Annotated in this window: 22 protein-coding genes; 7 read left to right on the forward strand and 15 right to left on the reverse strand. The window is 63.8% G+C overall.

The genetic code is table 11. The features are described 5' to 3' along the window. Positions 1–53: 53 nt before the first annotated feature. Positions 54–611 (forward strand): sensor histidine kinase, encoded by a 558-nt coding sequence (locus FXN61_RS54060; protein ID WP_312877463.1) that lies wholly within the window; start codon positions 54–56, stop codon positions 609–611. Between the two features lie 190 nt (positions 612–801). Here FXN61_RS54060 and FXN61_RS00270 read toward each other — a convergent pair whose 3' ends face one another. From FXN61_RS00270 to FXN61_RS00280, 3 genes are all read right to left on the reverse strand, one after another. After that, a complete protein-coding gene (locus FXN61_RS00270) occupies positions 802–1,407 on the reverse strand; it encodes a response regulator transcription factor (RefSeq protein WP_167969270.1) in 606 nt (201 codons plus the stop codon). Positions 1,408–1,659: 252 nt separating this feature from the next. Beyond that, on the reverse strand, positions 1,660–2,340 hold the full coding sequence (locus FXN61_RS00275; RefSeq protein ID WP_167969179.1) for an SDR family NAD(P)-dependent oxidoreductase: 681 nt from the start codon (positions 2,338–2,340) through the stop codon (positions 1,660–1,662). 66 nt (positions 2,341–2,406) lie between these two features. Continuing rightward, positions 2,407–2,997, reverse strand: coding sequence for a TetR/AcrR family transcriptional regulator (locus tag FXN61_RS00280; RefSeq protein ID WP_167969181.1), 591 nt, complete (start codon positions 2,995–2,997; stop codon positions 2,407–2,409). An 89-nt stretch (positions 2,998–3,086) separates the two neighbouring features. Here FXN61_RS00280 and FXN61_RS00285 point away from each other — a divergent pair, with 89 nt between their 5' ends. From FXN61_RS00285 to lipA, 3 genes are all read left to right on the forward strand, one after another. Beyond that, positions 3,087–3,395, forward strand: a complete 309-nt coding sequence (locus FXN61_RS00285) for a hypothetical protein (protein ID WP_167969182.1) — start codon at positions 3,087–3,089, stop codon at positions 3,393–3,395. Beyond that, positions 3,392–4,282, forward strand: a complete 891-nt coding sequence (locus tag FXN61_RS00290; protein WP_167969183.1) for an oxidoreductase — start codon at positions 3,392–3,394, stop codon at positions 4,280–4,282. The genes FXN61_RS00285 and FXN61_RS00290 overlap by 4 nt, the downstream gene beginning before the upstream one ends. A gap of 97 nt (positions 4,283–4,379) precedes the next feature. Further along, on the forward strand, positions 4,380–5,381 hold the full coding sequence (gene lipA / locus FXN61_RS00295) for a lipoyl synthase (RefSeq protein ID WP_167969184.1): 1,002 nt from the start codon (positions 4,380–4,382) through the stop codon (positions 5,379–5,381). Positions 5,382–5,419: 38 nt separating this feature from the next. Here lipA and FXN61_RS00300 read toward each other — a convergent pair whose 3' ends face one another. The 5 genes from FXN61_RS00300 to FXN61_RS00320 all read right to left on the reverse strand — a co-directional run bounded on the left by FXN61_RS00300 (position 5,420) and on the right by FXN61_RS00320 (position 8,981). Next, complete coding sequence (locus FXN61_RS00300) at positions 5,420–6,445, reverse strand: saccharopine dehydrogenase family protein (RefSeq protein ID WP_167969185.1); 1,026 nt, start codon at positions 6,443–6,445, stop codon at positions 5,420–5,422. Positions 6,446–6,454: 9 nt separating this feature from the next. Then, complete coding sequence (locus FXN61_RS00305; RefSeq protein WP_167969186.1) at positions 6,455–6,748, reverse strand: hypothetical protein; 294 nt, start codon at positions 6,746–6,748, stop codon at positions 6,455–6,457. A gap of 105 nt (positions 6,749–6,853) precedes the next feature. Beyond that, positions 6,854–7,321 carry a GNAT family N-acetyltransferase gene (locus FXN61_RS00310; RefSeq protein WP_167969187.1) on the reverse strand — a complete coding sequence of 156 codons (468 nt, stop codon included), beginning with the start codon at positions 7,319–7,321 and terminating at the stop codon, positions 6,854–6,856. 15 nt (positions 7,322–7,336) lie between these two features. Further along, positions 7,337–8,536, reverse strand: coding sequence for a cytochrome P450 (locus tag FXN61_RS00315; RefSeq protein WP_167969188.1), 1,200 nt, complete (start codon positions 8,534–8,536; stop codon positions 7,337–7,339). Between the two features lie 73 nt (positions 8,537–8,609). Beyond that, positions 8,610–8,981 carry a hypothetical protein gene (locus tag FXN61_RS00320; RefSeq protein ID WP_167969189.1) on the reverse strand — a complete coding sequence of 124 codons (372 nt, stop codon included), beginning with the start codon at positions 8,979–8,981 and terminating at the stop codon, positions 8,610–8,612. Positions 8,982–9,174: 193 nt separating this feature from the next. On the opposite strand from FXN61_RS00320, the gene FXN61_RS00325 reads away from it, so the two are divergent. Next, positions 9,175–9,618: a helix-turn-helix domain-containing protein gene (locus FXN61_RS00325; protein WP_167969190.1), complete on the forward strand. Its 444-nt coding sequence runs from the start codon at positions 9,175–9,177 to the stop codon at positions 9,616–9,618. Between the two features lie 336 nt (positions 9,619–9,954). Here the strand turns inward: FXN61_RS00325 and FXN61_RS00330 are convergent, their stop codons facing one another. Continuing rightward, positions 9,955–10,320 (reverse strand): hypothetical protein, encoded by a 366-nt coding sequence (locus FXN61_RS00330; RefSeq protein ID WP_167969191.1) that lies wholly within the window; start codon positions 10,318–10,320, stop codon positions 9,955–9,957. Between the two features lie 105 nt (positions 10,321–10,425). Further along, complete coding sequence (locus FXN61_RS00335) at positions 10,426–10,968, reverse strand: hypothetical protein (protein WP_167969192.1); 543 nt, start codon at positions 10,966–10,968, stop codon at positions 10,426–10,428. Positions 10,969–11,436: 468 nt separating this feature from the next. Here FXN61_RS00335 and FXN61_RS00340 point away from each other — a divergent pair, with 468 nt between their 5' ends. Beyond that, on the forward strand, positions 11,437–12,219 hold the full coding sequence (locus tag FXN61_RS00340) for a hypothetical protein (protein ID WP_167969193.1): 783 nt from the start codon (positions 11,437–11,439) through the stop codon (positions 12,217–12,219). A 553-nt stretch (positions 12,220–12,772) separates the two neighbouring features. Then, positions 12,773–13,609: a DUF3846 domain-containing protein gene (locus FXN61_RS00345; protein ID WP_167969194.1), complete on the forward strand. Its 837-nt coding sequence runs from the start codon at positions 12,773–12,775 to the stop codon at positions 13,607–13,609. A 65-nt stretch (positions 13,610–13,674) separates the two neighbouring features. On the opposite strand, the gene FXN61_RS00350 is transcribed toward FXN61_RS00345, so the two are convergent. The 5 genes from FXN61_RS00350 to FXN61_RS00370 form a co-directional block, all read right to left on the reverse strand. Continuing rightward, positions 13,675–14,532, reverse strand: coding sequence for a toll/interleukin-1 receptor domain-containing protein (locus tag FXN61_RS00350; RefSeq protein WP_167969195.1), 858 nt, complete (start codon positions 14,530–14,532; stop codon positions 13,675–13,677). Between the two features lie 80 nt (positions 14,533–14,612). Then, positions 14,613–15,434, reverse strand: a complete 822-nt coding sequence (locus FXN61_RS00355; protein ID WP_167969197.1) for a hypothetical protein — start codon at positions 15,432–15,434, stop codon at positions 14,613–14,615. Positions 15,435–15,724: 290 nt separating this feature from the next. Beyond that, positions 15,725–16,228: a protein-export chaperone SecB gene (locus FXN61_RS00360; protein ID WP_167969198.1), complete on the reverse strand. Its 504-nt coding sequence runs from the start codon at positions 16,226–16,228 to the stop codon at positions 15,725–15,727. Beyond that, complete coding sequence (locus FXN61_RS54065; RefSeq protein ID WP_167969199.1) at positions 16,225–16,698, reverse strand: helix-turn-helix domain-containing protein; 474 nt, start codon at positions 16,696–16,698, stop codon at positions 16,225–16,227. Before FXN61_RS54065 ends, FXN61_RS00360 begins: the two co-directional genes overlap by 4 nt. Positions 16,699–16,763: 65 nt before the next feature. Then, positions 16,764–17,183, reverse strand: coding sequence for a type II toxin-antitoxin system RelE/ParE family toxin (locus FXN61_RS00370; protein WP_167969200.1), 420 nt, complete (start codon positions 17,181–17,183; stop codon positions 16,764–16,766). Positions 17,184–17,288: the final 105 nt, after the last annotated feature.

Consider the following 17,288-nt stretch of genomic DNA (forward strand, 5'->3'; position numbering starts at 1 on the left):
CGCCGCACCTCCCGAGCCGGGCGGCGCGGCACTGGCCGAGGAACGCCTCCGCGATCGCCCGCGACCTGCACGACCTGCTCGGCTACAGCCTCAGCGCGATCAAGCTGAAGAGCGAACTGGCCCACCGCCTCATCGCCGAACGCCCGGACCGGGCCCAGGAACACCTCGCCGATATATTGGATATCGCCGGACACGCACTCTCGGACGTGCGCTCACTGGCCCGCAGCTACCGCCGCCTGTCGCTGTCCGACACCTCTCACTCGGCGAAGACCATGCTGGCCGCCGCGAACATCGACGTCCGCGTCGAGCTCGACCACGACCCGCTGCCGGAAGAGATCGAAACGGTGCTGGCCACGGTCCTGCGCGAGGCCGTCACCAACGTGCTGCGCCACAGCGACGCCGAGAACTGCGCCATCACCGTCCGCCAGACCGACGACATCGTGAAGCTCGACGTCGTGAACGACGGCGCCACCCACCGCCCCCTCTCCTGGGACTGCAACGGCGTCCGCAACCAGGCCGAACGCGTCCAGGCCGCAGGCGGCACCTTCATCGCCCGCCACGTCGGCGCCGACCGCTTCCACGTCCACGCCGCCATCCCGACCGCCGCCTGACGCCTGCCACCCACCGATATATCAGTTCCACCACCACCTCACCCTGACCTGCACAAACACCCCGGATGAAGAAGATTGTCGGACGTCCGCAAACGTTCTTTGCATCCGGGTAGGGCAACAGGCCGCTGAGCTGGGCTTTTGCAACGGGCCATTGCAGACGACGGCAAACGGTTGTTGCAACGCTAGGGGGTCAGAACCAGCCGGCTTTGCGGGCGATGCGGACGGCGTCGACGCGGTTGCGGGCGTCGAGCTTCGCCGTCACGGCCGTCAGGTAGTTGCGGATGGTGCCGACGGACAAGAAGAGGGTGCTGGCGATCTCCATGGCGTCCGCGCCGTCGGAGGCCAGCCGCAGCACTTCCAGCTCGCGCGGCGTGAGCGGGCATTCGTCGGTGTCCCACGCCGAGAGCGCCAGCTGCGAATCGATGACCCTGCGGCCGACGGACACACCGCGGATGGCGTCGGCGAGTTCGTTGACGGGGGCGTCCTTGAGGATGAAACCGTTCACGCGGGCGTTGAGCGCGCGGCGCAGGGTTCCTGGGCGGCCGAGGCTCGTGAGGATCAAGGTGCGAGTCGCGGGAGCCGTGTCGTGGATGACCGTTGCCGCCGAAAGGCCGTCCATACCGGGGAGATCGATGTCGAGGACGGCGACGTCCGGTTGACTCTTTGCCACAGCGGGCACGATTTCGTCACCTGTCGCCACCGAGGCGACGACCTCAATATCTGGTTCGAGATTCAACAAAGCGACCAATGCGCCACGGACCATTTGCACGTCCTCGGCGAGTAAGACTCTGATCATCATCGGCCCCCTTGTCGGGTCCCCCTGCCCACTTTTCGAGTTTTACACTCGGTGACCGTGCCGGACAAGCATTTGAGCCGACTGCCCCTTTCGCTACTCCGAATGCGCTAGGAGCAATTCGAAATATCGATAGGCTGATGTCGTCCAGTAACTGAACGCTGACAGATAGACACGACTCCGGTCACGCACGAGCGGAACTCCAGCGGCCCGCAATACCTCTCCGCGTCACAACCGTGAACACGACACCCCCGCTCACCGCGTCTCGCCCCACCGCTCCAGCAGTTCCAGCCCGCCGTCGACAGTGATCACCTGACCCTGGATCCACGCGGCCTCGTCCGTGCACAGCAACGCCACCGCGTTCGCCACGTCCTCCGGCAACGTCACCCGGCCGGACGGGCTCTTGATCGCGAGCCGGTCCACCAGTTCCGGGTCGATGTTCATCGGGCCGTTGTCGACCACGGTCGTCACGACCGCGTTCACCGCCACCCGGTACCAGGCCATCTCCAGCGCCAGCGTGCGGATCACACCGTGCACGGGCGTCACCGTGTAGCCGGCGATGACGACGCGGCCACCGTCGACGAACGTCTTCGCGAGCGGCTCCACGACGTTCAGCAGCGGCGTCAGGTCCGGGGAGACCGCGTGATGCACGAACAGGTCGAGCCGCCCGCGCTCCAGCTTCACCCGCTCCAGCAGAGCCCTCACGGCGTTCTCGTCGTGGATGTCCAGCGGCACCACGGACGCCGAACCCGGCTTGCCCCCGAGCACGAGCATGGCGCGTTCGGCGTCGACGTCGCCGGGGGACGTGGTGAGGATGACGTGGGCGCCGTTGTCGCAGAGCTTGCTCGCGATGGCGAGACCGAGCCCGTGCGTTCCCGACGTGACCAGAGCGATCTTGTCGTCGAGTCCCAGGCGCGTGTTGACCGGTTCGATCATGATGCTGACCACCTCGTTGTCCGCGTGGTGATCGACGTTGCGCCCGGTCGCTAGGGCCGAACTCGACTACTTCTTGCGCAAACCCTCCAGAACCCGCAGGATCGCGCGTTCGACCTCACGCCCCGTGCGCTTCGGATCGGACGAGCTGGCGATCGTGCTGGCACCGGCGGACAACGCGCCGAACAGCAGCCGCGCCATGATCTCCACGGGCAGGTCCTCGATCTCCCCCGCGTCCACGAGCAACTGCACGGCCGCACGCAGCAGACCGAAGCTGAAGTGCTCTTCGGCCTCGCGCCAGCGTTCCCAGCCCATCACGACAGGGGCCTCGTGCACGATGATCCGCTGGTACTCGGGATCCAGGCATTTGCGGACGTAGGCGCGCAGGCCCGCGACCGCGATCTCCCACGGGTCGCCCTCGCCGGTGATCACCGCGGTCAGCGACTCGATCGACTGGGTCTCGACCTGCGCGAAAGCCGCCTCGAACAACGCCTGCTTGCCGCTGAAGTGGTGGTAGAGCGCGCCTTTCGTGACACGGGCGCGTTTGACGACCTCGTCGAGCGAGGTGCCGGCGTACCCGCGCTTGGTGAACAGATCGACCGCACTGTCGACCAGCGCCTGCCTGGTCGACTCCGAGTACTCGGCGCGTCGTGTTCGCACGGCCGAAACGTATCTCACATACCGGCGGTACGTACCGGTGGTATGGTCGTGTCATACCGAGGGTATGCGAGAGACCGGGGGTACGAGACATGGGCTGGGCAGACCACTACCGCCGCCGTGACGCGCTCGACGCCGTGCTGCGCGACGCCCGCCGCGACCCGTCCGCACCGCTGATCGTGGATCCGGACGTCTTCGCGTCGCTGCACGAACTGCTGCTGGCGCTCGACCACCGCTGGCAGAACAAGTTGACCGCCCGCATGGAGGCCGCCGCACTGGAAGGCCAGGTGAACGAGGATCGCGTCATCGCGGAACTCGCCGCCGACGAGCCCGTGTTGCGAGCGGTACTCGACGCACACCTTTCGCTCGGCAGTTACCGGGCGGTAGGAATGACTCCATGAGTCGTTGGACCGAAGCCGACATCCCCGACCAGACCGGCCGCACCGTCCTGGTGACCGGCGCGAACTCCGGTCTCGGCCTGCGCACCGCCCAGGTGCTCGCGGCCAAGGGGGCCCACGTGATCATGGGCTGTCGCTCCGTCCAACGAGGTCAGGCGGCACGGCGAACGGTCAGCGGGTCCGCGGAGGTCCTGGAACTGGACCTCGCCGACCTCAGCTCCGTTCGCTCTGCCGCCGAGCAGGTCAGCGCCCTGGACGTGCTGATCAACAACGCGGGCGTCATGGCCGTCCCGCACGGCAGGACCGTCGACGGCTTCGAGCGCCAGTTCGGCACCAACCACCTGGGCCACGCCGCGCTGACGTGGCTGCTGCTGCCCGCACTAAGGCAACGTCCAGGCGCACGCGTCGTCACCGTCGCGTCTCTCGCGCACCAGTACGGCCGCATCGACTTCGACGACCCGAACTGGGAGCGTCGCTCGTACAGCTACCGCGGCTCCTACGGGCAGTCGAAGCTCGCCAACATCCTGTTCGCGCGTGAGCTGGAGCGCCGCTCCTCGGACGTGACGTCCATCGCGGCGCATCCCGGCGTGACGGTCACCGACCTGACCAACAACATGGCCAGCGCACACAACTCGTTGCTGCTGCGGATCGGCGGCAAGATCAGCCACCTGTTCTCGCAGTCCGTCGAGATGGGCGCGCTACCGCAGCTCTACGCGGCGACGTCGCCCGACGCGCGCGGCGGCCAGTACTACGGCCCGGACAGCTTCAACGGCATGCGCGGCTATCCCACCGTCGCGCGGATGACCGCCGCCGCCCGTGACGACCTCGCCGCGAACCGCCTGTGGGAGCTCACGATCAAGCTGACGGGCATCACGCCGGATCTGCCATGAGAGGCTCCGGGCTCCACCAGAAGCCCGGTTCTGGCACTTACCCTGACCTGGCCGTGCGTGACGCCGGACACGCCGGGCCGCAGCGTAGGGTGAGGTGGTGACTGTGGTACCTGAGGGTCGGAAGCTGCTGCGGCTCGAGGTCCGCAACAGCCAGACGCCGATCGAGAAGAAGCCTTCGTGGATCAAGACGCGGGCGAAGATGGGCCCCGAGTACCGGGAGCTCAAGAGTCTGGTCAAGCGCGAGGGCCTGCACACGGTCTGTGAAGAGGCCGGCTGTCCCAACATCTACGAGTGCTGGGAAGACCGCGAGGCCACGTTCCTGATCGGCGGTGAGCAGTGCACCAGGCGCTGCGACTTCTGCCAGATCGACACGGGCAAGCCGGCCGACCTCGACCGCGACGAGCCCCGCCGGGTCGCCGAGTCGGTCCAGGCGATGGGCCTGCGGTACTCCACGGTCACCGGTGTCGCCCGTGACGACCTCGAGGACGGCGGTGCGTGGCTGTACGCCGAGACCGTCCGCCAGATCCACGAGATGAACCCCGGCACCGGCGTCGAGCTGCTGATCCCGGACTTCAACGCGGTCCCTGAGCAGCTGGCCGAGGTCTTCGAGTCCCGTCCAGAGGTGCTCGCGCACAACCTGGAGACGGTGCCGCGGATCTTCAAGCGCATCCGCCCGGCGTTCCGCTACGAGCGGTCCCTCGAGGTGATCACCAAGGCCCGTGAGTTCGGCCTGGTCACCAAGTCGAACCTGATCCTCGGCATGGGCGAGACCCCCGAGGAGGTCACCGAGGCGCTCAACGACCTCTACGACGCGGGCTGCGACATCATCACCATCACCCAGTACCTGCGCCCCTCGCCGCGCCACCACCCGGTCGAGCGCTGGGTGAAGCCCGAGGAGTTCGTCGAGCACAAGGAGATGGCCGAGAAGATCGGCTTCCTCGGCGTGATGGCGGGTCCGCTGGTCCGCTCCTCCTACCGCGCCGGCCGCCTCTACGCCGAGGCGAAGCAGAAGCGCGGCGAGGACCTGCCGGAGAACCTCCAGCACCTGCTGACCGTGTCGGCGTCGCAGGAGATCACGAGCCTGCTCGCCCCGCGCTGACTCTCGTCGAACAGGCAGGCCACGTGGCCTGCCTGTTCTCATTTGAAGCGGACCTCGCTCGCGACCACGCCGTCGAGCTCGCGCACGAAGTCGGCACCGAACGCGCTGGACGGCGTGTGCGAGCCCGGCGCCACGCCGTTGATCTTGCCGATGGCCCTGAGCACGGAGTCCGCGGTGAGGCTGTACGCGTTCGGCGTCGTGATCGCGCACTCGACCTTGGACTTGTCGTCCCACGCCTCGCCGAACACCTCGGCCCTCGTGTTCGCGCGCTTGCGCTCGTCGGGGCCCTTCACCTTCCCGGCGACGGTCTTCGCGACGTTCTGCACGAGCGGTGTCTGCAGGACGGGCGCGAACACCTGCTGCAGCTGTCCGAGCAGGCCGGGCACGATGGTGAACGTCGTGATGTTCGGGATTCCGGTCGAGCGGTAGGCCGTGCTGACGTCACCCCACGGGATGCTGCCGACCTCACGCGGCCCCGACCGGAAGTAGGCGGTGCGCCTGCGGTGTCCGATGCGGACGCTCTTCAGGTCGCCGTTCTCCCGGATCCGCCCACCGACGGCGGCGGCCTCGACCGACGTCTTGGTCGTGCCTGCGCTCGCTCCTCCCCCGACGACGAACGCGAGGTCGAGGTGCGTGGCCGTCGGCAGGGCGTTCTTCAGGATCGCGGCGAGGCAGTCCGTGGGGACGACATCGAACCCGGCACCGGGCAACAGCATGATGCCGGCCTTGCGCGCGTCGATGTCCCTCAGGCCGACGGACTCGAAGACGTCGATCTCGCCGGTGATGTCGAGGTAGTGCGTGCGGGTCTTCAGGCAGGCGTCGACCATCGCGGCAGAGGTGTGCGCGAACGGGCCCGCGCAGTGCACCACGGCGTCGATGTCTTCGAGGTTCGCCTTCGCGTCGGCCAGGTCGAACGCCCTGTGCTCCAGCCCCAGGGCGGCGGCGACCGGGGCAACCTTCTCGTTCGAGCGACCGGCGAGGATCGGCCGTTCCCCCCGCTTGACCGCGAGCTCCGCGATAAGACGTCCTGTGTAGCCGTTGGCGCCGTAGACCATCCACGTCATGCCGCGACCTTACCGGCGAGTAGCGTTGCGTGAAGCGACCAAAGAGCCGATCAGCAGCAGTGCGCCCACCCCCATCACCGGCAACGCCCAGAGCAGCCTGCGATGCCTCAAATCGGCACAGATGTCCACATAGGCCGGACTGACCGCGGCGGCCGCCGGCTCGTCGAACCCGAAGCCGAGGCCGTTGCCGCAGGGGATCAGCGTCCCGCTCGGTGCCTCGACGGCCAGCATCACGAGCAGGATCGCACCCCCACCGAGCAAGAACGCGAGACCGACCACGACGGCGAAGGTGCGCACTGACATGAGGGAAAGTTACGTCTCAAATGGACTTTGGGATAGCCCTGGTCAGACGCATTGGGGTTGATCCCCTAATCCCCGGCTAAACCGCTCTCACACCCTAGTCGCGCGCTACGAGGGCGAGAACGAGTAACGCTGCTCCAGTCGGTCGGTCCGCGGATGCGGCGCAGGGTCGCCGACCTTGATCCATCCGAGGCGTTCGTAGAGCCGCACACCCCGGACGTTGTCGACGTAGACCAACAGCTGCGCCTCCTTGTACCCGCGTGTGGTCAACGCATCGGGCAGAGCGCGCAGCAACGCCTCGCCAACGCCCTTGCCCCACGCATCGGGATGGACGCCGACGTAGTTGATGTAAGCGGTGTCCGTCCCCTGTGGACCGCCGGCCAGAAAGCCGACCGCCTCACCGTTTTCGCACGCCAGCAGCAACAGCGACGGCTCGTTCGCCAGTGCGTTCTCGATGCCAGGACGTGCCTTTTCCAGCGACGGAACCTCGTCGTAGCCGTCCCTGACCGTGACCGCGTGCGCCCAGATGAGTGCCGCCGTGTCGACGTGCTCAGGTCCCCCGTTGATGATCTCCACGCAGCCCACCGTAGGTCAGCGGCGCAGGACGACGGGAAGCGATGTGAGGCTGGCCATGATGTCGTTGTGCGTCACCGCGGGCTGCTCGTCACCGAAGTAGGTGGTGTGCGGGAACCGGGCGGTGAGCTGCCGCAGCACGGTTTCGGTCTCCAGCCGGGCGAGCGCCGAACCCAGGCAGAAGTGCGGGCCGTGACCGAACGTCGCATGCCCCGTCGTCGGGCGATCGATCCGGTACTGCGCGGCGTCCTCGTGCGCGACAGGACAACGTCCCGCGGAGCCGATGTTGATCAGCAGCAGCGTGTTCTGCGGGACCACGACACCGCCGATCTCGACGGGCTCGGTGGTGATGCGGTGCGTGGCGTGGCGGACCGGCGAGTTCTGCCGCAGCGTCTCCTCGACGAGCACCGGCACGAGGCCGGGGTCGGCAGCGGCCTTCGCCCACAGCCCGTTGTCCAACGCGTCGTGCACGACGTTCGCGATGAGGCCGGCTGACGTCTCGTGACCCGCGACCACGAGAAGGAACGCCATCGCCATGAGTTCGTCGTGGCTGAGCCGGTCGCCGTCCTCGTCGGCGACGACCAACGCGCCGAACAACGAGCTCTCGTCCAGTGCGTGGCTCATGAGCAAGGTGTGGAAGTAGCCGCCCAGCTCGTCGCTCGCGGGCTGCGACACCTCGGGGTCCATCGACATCATCGTCTCGATCAACGTGCGGACACGCGCACGGTCGTCCTCCGGCACGCCGAGCACCTCGCCGATGATGTGCAGCGGCATCGGCACGGCCAGCGCGTCGACGAGGTCGATCTCCTCGCCGACCGGCAGCCTCTCGATCAGCTCCGCGGTGATCTCTTCGATGCGAGGCGCGAGCTCCTGCACCGCCTTGCCGTTGAACGCCTTGACGGCGAGCGCGCGCAGCCGGGCGTGCTGCGGGTTGTCGCTGTTGAGCATGCTCGGCCCGAAGAGCCCGGCGAGGTCCGTCTGCGTGCTGCCGAGCTCGGCGAGCTGGCGCTTGATCTCGCGTTGCAGGGCAGCGCTGTCCTTGGACAGCCGCAGGTCCGCGAGCAGCTTGCGGGTGAGGTCAAGCCCGACCGTGACCACTTGCACGCGAACGCCGTTGGGCAGCGTCACGCCGTGCAGTGGTCCTGCTGCTCGTGCCTCGTCCTCAATCCGATGGTGCTCGCGCGCACGCAAATCGCCGCCCGTCAGCAGGTCTGACATGTCCCGCTCCCCCCGAATGTGCTCGCCACCGTTTCTACCGTGACGAAGCCAGATGTCCAGGGACCGTTCCACATCACTGCAGCGCGTCGAGCACCCGGATCGTCTCCACCGCGGGCAACCGAGGCGGCGGCGCGGCAATCGCCTTGCGCCCCAGCACCCACTCCGGCAGGTGATGCCGCAGCGCGGCCCGTCCCGCGGCGGTGATGTCGACCGGCGCCGCCATCCCGTGATCCATCGCCCGCTCCGGCTTGACCCACGTGATCCAGTCGCGCTGCTGCAGGATCTCCAGGTCGTCTGCGTCCCACTGCTTGGCCGGCCGGTGCTCCAGGTACCAGCTCGTGGCCCCGCGGTGCACGCCACCCTGCTCCACCAGAGCAAGCAGCTTGATCTGCTCCTGCGTGATGGTGGTGCTGACCGGCTTCGCGGCCTTGGCCTTGCGCTTCACAGGTCGTCGTCCTTCGGAGGTGGCGGGCCCAAACGTCACCGGCAAACTCGTACAAAATACGGCACCACCGCGACCCGTTCCAGAGGCTTCTCACGGACCGCCGACAGGCCTGGCCAAGTGGGGGGTGCACCCCCAGAAAGCACTGAGGCGACGTGTGTCTGCGCATTCCGCAGACACACGTCGCCCGAGACGAATGGGAGCAGTTGAGGCCCTTTCAAACCCCTCCACCGCTGTTCAGCGGCTTCTTGATCTTGCAAAGACCTGGTCAGATACGCCAAACGGCGCAGGCCCCTCACCGCCACCCGCGCCCTTCAAGACCCTTCGTAAGCTCAAGCCTCACGAACTCGATGAGCTCGTCGAGCGCTACCAAGCCGGCTCTAGCGTCTACCAATTAGCTAAGCACTACGGCATCCACCGCATCACCATCGGCAGACTCCTACGCTCCCGCGGCATCGACACCACAGCCCCGGCGCTTACCGAGGAGCAGGCGAGGGAAGCAGCCCGGCTCTACGCCGACGGCTGGAGTTGCAAGAAGATCGCCAGGCATCTCGGTGCAGGAGCTGAGACAGTGCGCGAGCGCCTTCACGAAGAAGGAGTACCGATGCGGGGGCCACATGAGCGGATACAGAAGCGATGAACGCCCGCAGCTTGTAGCCAACGCTGCTTGAGCAGGCGAGGCGCAAGATCCTGCCGGACACTTCCTTGCATGCCGGATCCGGACGAAGACATCAGCGCTGGTCATGCTGCGAGCACGCCACGCTCGACACGTGGGCACAGCAAGCAGCCCGTCCGAGTGATACTTCCCGATGAGCTTCCGGAACTCACGCCTGCTGTCTGCCGGATCTTGCTGGACATTCTGTTCGAGCTAAGAGACGGCACAAACCGGCGGCAACGTCTCCGCCCTGAAGACGGTACCGAGCCAGGTACAGAAGCGGCATCGAGGAGCTAGCTCGATATCAGTACCTTCGCCGATTCACAGCACAGGCTCCTTATCTGCCCCCTCCGCGAGAAGTCTCTCAGCCAGCCTCTCAAGTTCGATTATCCGCGACTCCAGGTCGGCTGATGCGTTGCCCTTCTCAGCGATTTCCCCGGCATTCAATTCTTTAGCGCTCAAACGCCGGTGATGGGCCCGTGGTGAGATCCGGTCAATCTTGACGTTCCAAGCTTCCGCCTGCGGAATCATCCACTGTTCACCTGCAGCTGTTGCCAGTTTCCGAGCACCGGGAAACAGGACTCCTTCTTTAATCCTGCGCCTCACCGTACTCATGCTGACGCCATGCCGCCGAGCGAGGCTTACTGCATAGACGTAGCCGTCGAGATTCACTTCACGATCATTCATATACCTCCAGTATGGACTGGGGCGCGAGAAGGATCAAGGTGCACTCATCCGCCGGAACGCGGAGCGGCTGAAGGGACAGAAGGACTAGGAGGCTTCGGAGCTACACTAGCAGTCACTTCGAGGCAGCGGATTCACATCTCGGCACATCTGCTTCTGGAACTCATTGCGCAGATCAGGATATTTTTCGCCACTTACCTTTTTCGCCGACGGCGAACGTCTAAGTGAGTATTGATGATCCGGCAAGCTGCTTCTTATTCTCTGCGCCAGCGCAAGCGCACCGCTACTTCCATAAGTACTGATCTTGTCGACTGCCTTCGATACGTCCCGTGCAGCTTCCCTGGCCGCGACGCTTTCCTCGAAGCAAGGAATGCCTGCAGCGCGCGGAACAGGCGGCGCCGTGCTATTGGTTGGATCAATTCGTTCAACTTCGACCCTCCTAGACGCCGAAAGTTCACAGTCGACTAGCTCCTCGTTGCGACTTTGCGCTCGGTCAGCACTATCTATGAGGTTCTGGTAATCCTCGACTCTGAGCTTTCGCACCTCGTTCTCGCGCTGCTCGCGAAACATGCCTTCCTGGAGCTGCGCAGTTGAGCGGGCCGTGACGACACCACCGATGGCAGCACCGAACAGTGCGGCTAGGAGCGACATGACCGCAGGAAAAATTATCGGCCAACGCGCCGCTGCTCCACTCTTGGATCTTCGCCTCGAAGGTCTAAGCGCCTGAGCCTCGGTTGACGATTGGCGCAACCGGCGCGGAATCATGGCGTCACCCCGTAATCCTCTGCACGTTACTGATCTTCTGGAGGAGGGGCCTAAGCCGCATTGAGGCTCTCCGCAACCCGGCAGGTTGCCTGCCTCCCGTCGTATGACGCACCTGTATCGGGCAAACATCGGCGAGCGTTAGCCCGACGCTGCAGACGTAGCCGTACCAACGTTGGGGTTGGCCTGAACAGGTGGCCGCCTCATTCATCGTGTAACGCCGGGGCGCGGGGAGCCCGATACGGCTGGCACGGCAGGGACAGATGACCTCGCCGGCGTCGCGTCTGCACCGCACGGCTCGACCTTAGGTATGGAACGCCGATTCACCACTGCGAACTGCCGACAGAGGAGCTACGTATGCACGTCGCCCTGCTTGAGCCGCCACCGTTGAAGCCCGATGACATCTTACTATGGTTAATTGAACAGCAGTTCACGAAGGGGGTCATCTTCTATCTAGTCACGGCCTTCTTCATCATCACTGCGTGGATAGGTTTCGGCAAGAAGGCTCTGGAGATCGGAAAGGGCATAGGGGACACGACAGGTGGCATAATCCAACGCCTGAAGCAGAAGCCAAAGGCGTATCGGATGCTGATTCTAGTCGCCACGGGCGCACTACTTGCAGTTGAGCTGTTCTGGATGTACGTCGCCTTCATGGGAGGAAATATTCTCTCGTTTGCCTTTGGCGAGCGTGAGACCACCATCTTTTCGCTTGCCTTTGACAACGGCTCCGCCGACGTTGGCCCGCTTCAGCTCGACAACATTTCGGCGCTATACCTCGCGCTTGCAGTCGTCTGCTTATTTCTTGCTAGTCGCGCCGAGCTTCGCCTAGACGACAAGATAGTTCCGTTTTATGGAACGCTTGCCGGTGCCCCTGCGCTCTACTGGGGCGTACCGACAACCTTTGTGGTAGCTCTCGACACAGCGTCCATGCTGTGGCTTGACGGCAAGGAGTTCCTACCCGACGACATGATTGCACCAGCCATCATCGCAGGAACCTCGCTGGCCTACTTGCTGACCTGTTGGATCGCCGTCTATGCAGCTGTGCTACTCACTCGGCTTTGGCGATCCGCCAGGCAGCTTTACTCGGGATCGCCAGGGGGAACGCTGCCAGATTCACCCTACTCAAATTGGACACCTTGAGTAGAGGAGATTCAGAGGGATGGGGTTAGCAGCCTCCAAGGAGACGCGATAGAACGGATCCAGCCCGACTTATGCTGCAAAAACAACAACGCGGCATCGAAAATTCCGCGTTGACATCTCGATTCGACACTGCCATAGTGGAACATATTCTACAAACAAGAAATAGCCAATAAAAGCCTGTCCGGCTAATTTGCGGTCACCGAGGCTCAAGCTGCAACTTGAGTCTCTTTTGTTTGCGCCGTTCTCGCTGGTCACGACACCACAGACTCCAGGTGTGCAAAGAGCGTACATCGACGATTGCCCGAGCGGAGGCTTGATCGATGACCGGTAAGCGCTGAAGAGCCAACGCCCTCAGTCTCTGAGCTGCCACCGGCTTTGGCCACATGCTGCGATTTCCACCATATGCAATGTTGGCGCGCCCTGGCTAAATAGAACTATCGCATGATCATCGACGCCCCGCCACAAGCTCCAGGTGCAGTGAGCGTGCGGCTTGGCGTGGATACGAACCCTCCCGCCAGGCATGGGTCATGTGGTTCCTAAGCGAGCACTAGTGGTGCAAGCCATCGTGGTCCCAGCGGACCTCTCCGAGCCAATCAGGCTGGAGCAACTCGACAAGCACGACGCCGGCGCGTTCCGCCGGATCGTAGGCGGCAGGTTGGAAGCGGTGCAGCTCACCGAGCCTGCCGCAGGTGTGTACTTCAACGACGAGGGCAAGCTCCAGGAACTGCCCATCAACCATCGACTCACCATGCTGCTGTGGATGCACAACAAGCTGTTCCGCGGTGAGGACGTGATCATGGGCAGCGGTCTCATCGTGGGCCCTCCCGATCACGAAGGTGATGATCAGGACGCCCCCGCCGAGCTGGTAGAGCTGCTGTTCAATACTGCGGCGTACCGCGTGCAAGCTCGAAAGATTGACGGGCGGAGCTGGCACACAACCCTCGACACCGTCCCTTGGTGGACTGACGCGTACAGGTTGGCGCTGAAGCTCGGATTGGAGTGGCGCAACGTGTTCGCAGACGTTCGAGTGGTTCCCGAGCTCCCCTCGGAGCTGCTCGACACCTGGTACGAGGTCGGCATTGCCACGCCACCGCTCCACGACGCCGTCGATCCGGCGTTCACGAGGGACAGCTTCTTGGGCTGCTTCAACCTTGCTGAACTTGAAGAACGAGTCGGAGAGTGCTGGTGGGTGCTCGGCACCGCCTTCTACTACCGCGACGCCTGCTTCATCTGCATGGAAGAGGGCGGAGACGACTGGCTCGTCGTCCGCCACGGCGTAGCAGTTGGCCGAACGGCGCTCTGGCCCCGCCTCAAGGCCGGCGAGTTCGGCGAGTTCGTTGCCCGGCTGCTGGCCGCTTCCAAGGAGCAGTGCTTGCGGATGGAGTACTGACCCGTCAGGCCCGTTGCGCCCACATGGCGCAACGGGCTCATCAACCACCCAACTGGGCACACAAGCTAGTTGTCGCAGCCCGAAACATCCTTTAACTTCTCTGCCTTCACATATCCCGAAAGGGCAGAACCCTCAACCCTTACGTACAGACGGTCTTTGAAGGGCGGACGAGAGAAATCAACAACGACAATCTGCCCAGGGACGACAGCGCCGATACCAGTACCGTTCGCATCGACGACGTTGCCGCTCACCGTCACCTCATGCTTGCGGGCCGGTTGACAAGTGGCAGATGGCTGGGCACTAGGCACAACTTGCGGCGGCAACGAAACCTTCGTCGAACCATCATAGAGTCCATAGGACCCGATCCATACGCCAATAGGCATGGCGGCCACAATGCCAGCCGCTAGGTAGAACACCGAGCGTCTTGCAACGCCACGGCCATCCTCGTGCCGCCGGGCGATCTTACTCAGCCGCTGATCAAGCTTAGTGAGCTTGTCGACCAAGTGGTTCAGGTCTTCATCGGCGTGGCGCCGCCGAAGCGTGACATATTGGTGCCGACTCAGCTTGGCGAGCTCCGGCGGCAGGTCGGTCTCGGCGGGCATTCCCACCCCGTCCAGCAAGATCGGGATCACCCGCACATCCCGCGCAAGCGCCTCGATGATCTCACGGCGAACCCAGTCAGTCGGGTCGTCCACACGTCTCCGGCCGGCTTCGTCGGTAAGCGTCAACCAGTGCGGGCCGATCACAACCAGCAGCACGCTGCTGGTGCGCAGTCGCCCCAGCAGCTCCTCGACGAAATCAGCCCCCGGCTCGATGGACTGGCTGTCCAAGAACACCATGTCCCGCCCGAACCGCCCTGCCAGCTCCCGGTCGATCAATGCCGCCGTGGTCAGGCTGTCGTCTCCGCGGTAGCTGATGAACACCCCGGCCACTAAATCTGCCCCCTTGCTTGATCTCATTGTCGTGCCAGCGTAGCGCCCAAACGGAGCACAACGGCGATTGTCTACCACAGCTCAGATTGCAGCCTTCGCACCTCCTCATTGAGTGCTTCTTCGATTGTTCTGCCGTCCCTGCGGTCGAGTAGGCCGTACGCCATGAAGCAACCAAGTAGGCCCAGCAATGACTTATTGTTCGTTTCATCAACTGCGGGGACGCGAGGATCAATCAGCACGCGCTTGGTGAGCCCCTCGTCGCCAGCAGTCATGATGTAGGTGAAATGCTCCAGCGAGACACGCTCCGCTAGACCACGCATCTCAAGCACTTGACGATAAGTGCTCTTCCATACTTCGTCGATCTCACTGTACGTTTCCAGCAGCGCTTCGCGGATCCTTCGGTTTCCAACGACGTACGGGGTCAAGAGAAACTGAAGTTGACACATGTATGGCCGTTGCTCCAGCGCGGCCCGAATGTTGGCCAATGCCACATCATGGATAGCTTGCGCGAGATCGTCGTCCTGCGTGAGCCGCTTCACCACGTCTGCGGGATCGTGACGCAATGCCCAGTGGTTTCGCCGCACTGCCTCGGAGCAGAGTTCTGCGAGGAACTTGTCGTGCTGCGGCCATAGGTGTTGGAAGCGCCCGCGATTGAGCCATGGCCATTTCGCCTTCGCCTTGTTAATCACTTCTTTGCGTCCCGGCAGAGGCGAGTGCAGGCCGACACCACTGATGCCACCAGTGATACTGCCAGTTTCTTCGTCTATGGAACCATGTGCCGGTTCATCCAGCTTCCACGGTCTCACTCGCTTATCGATGCACTCTAGTCCGATCTCGATGAACTTGCTTTTGTCATTCGTGTCTTCGGCGTCATTGCCTGGCGATGGCGGCATGCGGGGCATCCTGCACTATCCGGAGTGACTGGCACCACATGCTGGAGCATGCTGGGAGCAGAACTTCTGTCTCGCATGGCATCGCGACCACCCGTCGGGCTGCTCTACAGCGGCGGACGCCCGTACTGCGGCAAGTAGCTCACCAACTCCGTGCGTCGGATGCGCGGCTGCTGGCGGCTACCAAGGAGCAGTGCTTGTGGTTGGAGTACTCAACCAAAAGGCCCGTTGCGCTTGCGAGCGCAACGGGCCATCTCAATGTCCGGAGAACCGTCCACCTGAAAAACTGCCGCTCAACCCTTGTCCGGATCGTAGTCAAGCTGAAGCACGTTGATCGTCAGCGGCGGCAGACCCAAACGCCCAGTGATGTTCGAGACGTACTCACGGGCATAAGGATGCAAGGCAAAATTCCCCATGCTCCATGCGTAAGCAGTCAGTTCACCTTCTTGTGGAGTGTCATCACCATCTCGCATGCGCAGCTCAAAAAGGCCTGCCAGCTTGAATTCGACCTTCGCGACGATGTTCTCTCCGCCATCCTCGATACGAGGCGGCTCGTGCGCAGGCTCGTTCTCCGCCTCAGCAATCAAGAGAGAGTAATACGAGGTGACGACAAAGAACCCATCGCCCTCGCTGTACTCAACTTGAGGGTCCTTCTCAAGCTTGTACGCCATGTGGTCACCGGCCGGCATCCGGTTCAGCTTGGCGTTGCTCTCCAAGAGGCGAACGTCGCGGATTTCCGCCCGCGCGGCGATCCGCGCCGCATCACGACGCGCTTCTTGAAGATCATGACCCGTCATGCCGCCTTCTCGTAATCATGCCGCGAATCGCGCTTGGCGTTTTCAGCCCACGCACGCGCAAGGCCGCTCTTGTGCATCTCGGGCCGCTTCGGCGTTACCCGCTCACCCTTCCCGTAGGTAGTCATCCCCTGCGATACCCAATCACTGAGTGCAGGCATTTCCACCTTGATCAGCAGCCGCGCTTCGACCGCCCGCGCGTATCGCTGAAGGGTCGACAGCTTCGGATCGCTCGACTCCTTCTCGAAGCCCGAGACCGTCGGCTGACCGATGCCCATGCGCTTGGCCACTTCCTTCTGGGAGAGACCGAGCACCTGCCGCAGCGTCACGAGAGCATCGATCAGACGCTGACGGTCGTCAGCGTCCTCGTACTCAGCGCGGAAGACAGGGCTCTGCTTCGCCTCTTCCAGGTACGCGCCGAACTCGTCCTCGAATTCGTCCACAACGAACTTCTGCTCGTCGTTTGCGCTCATATCAAGCTCCCACGTCAGCTTGGCCCCAGCCTCTGTTCCACGGCCCGGAGGGGGATCTTAGCGCTCTACCCGCTCGCGGGCTCATCACCGTTAGCATCGCGCCACCGCCGCGCCCGATCAATAGCCCGTTCGAAGTCAGGCTTCGGTGTCTTCTGCTGGTTCTTGTAGAACGCAGTCAGCGCAAGGCAGTACGGGCCCCACGGCGTGAAGAGGAGGCGGTGGTGATTGTTAGAGTACCGATGGCGAATCTCGTAGATTCCGCGGCCGAGCGAATCTACATCGCCACGTCGAGACTGTCCGGTCAGGTAGCGCTCTAGCGCGTTCGACAATCCGGCCTGAGCCCTTACAGGCAGGGCGCGGAACTCTTCAAGCGCCTTCGGGCGACCTGAATCGGTGCGGTACCACAACAACTTGCGGCGGGCGGCTTGGGCAGACTTTGGTTGGTCATTCTCGTCTTCAGATGCCTGCCGGGCACCGCTGACCATAGAGGCTCCGTTCGCCTTCCAACCAGGATGGTTGCACTACTTGCCGTGCATCTTCCCGTGCACGCCGAAGCAGTAGCCAGCTAGCCACAGCAAGCCCGAGGGCTG

This window comes from Lentzea indica, from assembly GCF_012184385.1.
Lineage (GTDB): Bacteria > Actinomycetota > Actinomycetes > Mycobacteriales > Pseudonocardiaceae > Lentzea > Lentzea indica.

What these genes read in the sequence shown, in the direction of transcription:
- FXN61_RS00270 (WP_167969270.1), bottom strand. Translation starts at nt 1,407, where the DNA reads ATGATCAGAGTCTTACTCGCCGAGGACGTGCAAATGGTCCGTGGCGCA.
- FXN61_RS00275 (WP_167969179.1), bottom strand. Translation starts at nt 2,340, where the DNA reads ATGATCGAACCGGTCAACACGCGCCTGGGACTCGACGACAAGATCGCT.
- FXN61_RS00285 (WP_167969182.1), top strand. Translation starts at nt 3,087, where the DNA reads ATGGGCTGGGCAGACCACTACCGCCGCCGTGACGCGCTCGACGCCGTG.
- FXN61_RS00290 (WP_167969183.1), top strand. Translation starts at nt 3,392, where the DNA reads ATGAGTCGTTGGACCGAAGCCGACATCCCCGACCAGACCGGCCGCACC.
- FXN61_RS00300 (WP_167969185.1), bottom strand. Translation starts at nt 6,445, where the DNA reads ATGACGTGGATGGTCTACGGCGCCAACGGCTACACAGGACGTCTTATC.
- FXN61_RS00305 (WP_167969186.1), bottom strand. Translation starts at nt 6,748, where the DNA reads ATGTCAGTGCGCACCTTCGCCGTCGTGGTCGGTCTCGCGTTCTTGCTC.
- FXN61_RS00315 (WP_167969188.1), bottom strand. Translation starts at nt 8,536, where the DNA reads ATGTCAGACCTGCTGACGGGCGGCGATTTGCGTGCGCGCGAGCACCAT.
- FXN61_RS00325 (WP_167969190.1), top strand. Translation starts at nt 9,175, where the DNA reads ATGGGAGCAGTTGAGGCCCTTTCAAACCCCTCCACCGCTGTTCAGCGG.
- FXN61_RS00330 (WP_167969191.1), bottom strand. Translation starts at nt 10,320, where the DNA reads ATGAATGATCGTGAAGTGAATCTCGACGGCTACGTCTATGCAGTAAGC.
- FXN61_RS00335 (WP_167969192.1), bottom strand. Translation starts at nt 10,968, where the DNA reads ATGTCGCTCCTAGCCGCACTGTTCGGTGCTGCCATCGGTGGTGTCGTC.
- FXN61_RS00340 (WP_167969193.1), top strand. Translation starts at nt 11,437, where the DNA reads ATGCACGTCGCCCTGCTTGAGCCGCCACCGTTGAAGCCCGATGACATC.
- FXN61_RS00355 (WP_167969197.1), bottom strand. Translation starts at nt 15,434, where the DNA reads ATGCCGCCATCGCCAGGCAATGACGCCGAAGACACGAATGACAAAAGC.
- FXN61_RS00360 (WP_167969198.1), bottom strand. Translation starts at nt 16,228, where the DNA reads ATGACGGGTCATGATCTTCAAGAAGCGCGTCGTGATGCGGCGCGGATC.
- FXN61_RS54065 (WP_167969199.1), bottom strand. Translation starts at nt 16,698, where the DNA reads ATGAGCGCAAACGACGAGCAGAAGTTCGTTGTGGACGAATTCGAGGAC.
- FXN61_RS00370 (WP_167969200.1), bottom strand. Translation starts at nt 17,183, where the DNA reads ATGGTCAGCGGTGCCCGGCAGGCATCTGAAGACGAGAATGACCAACCA.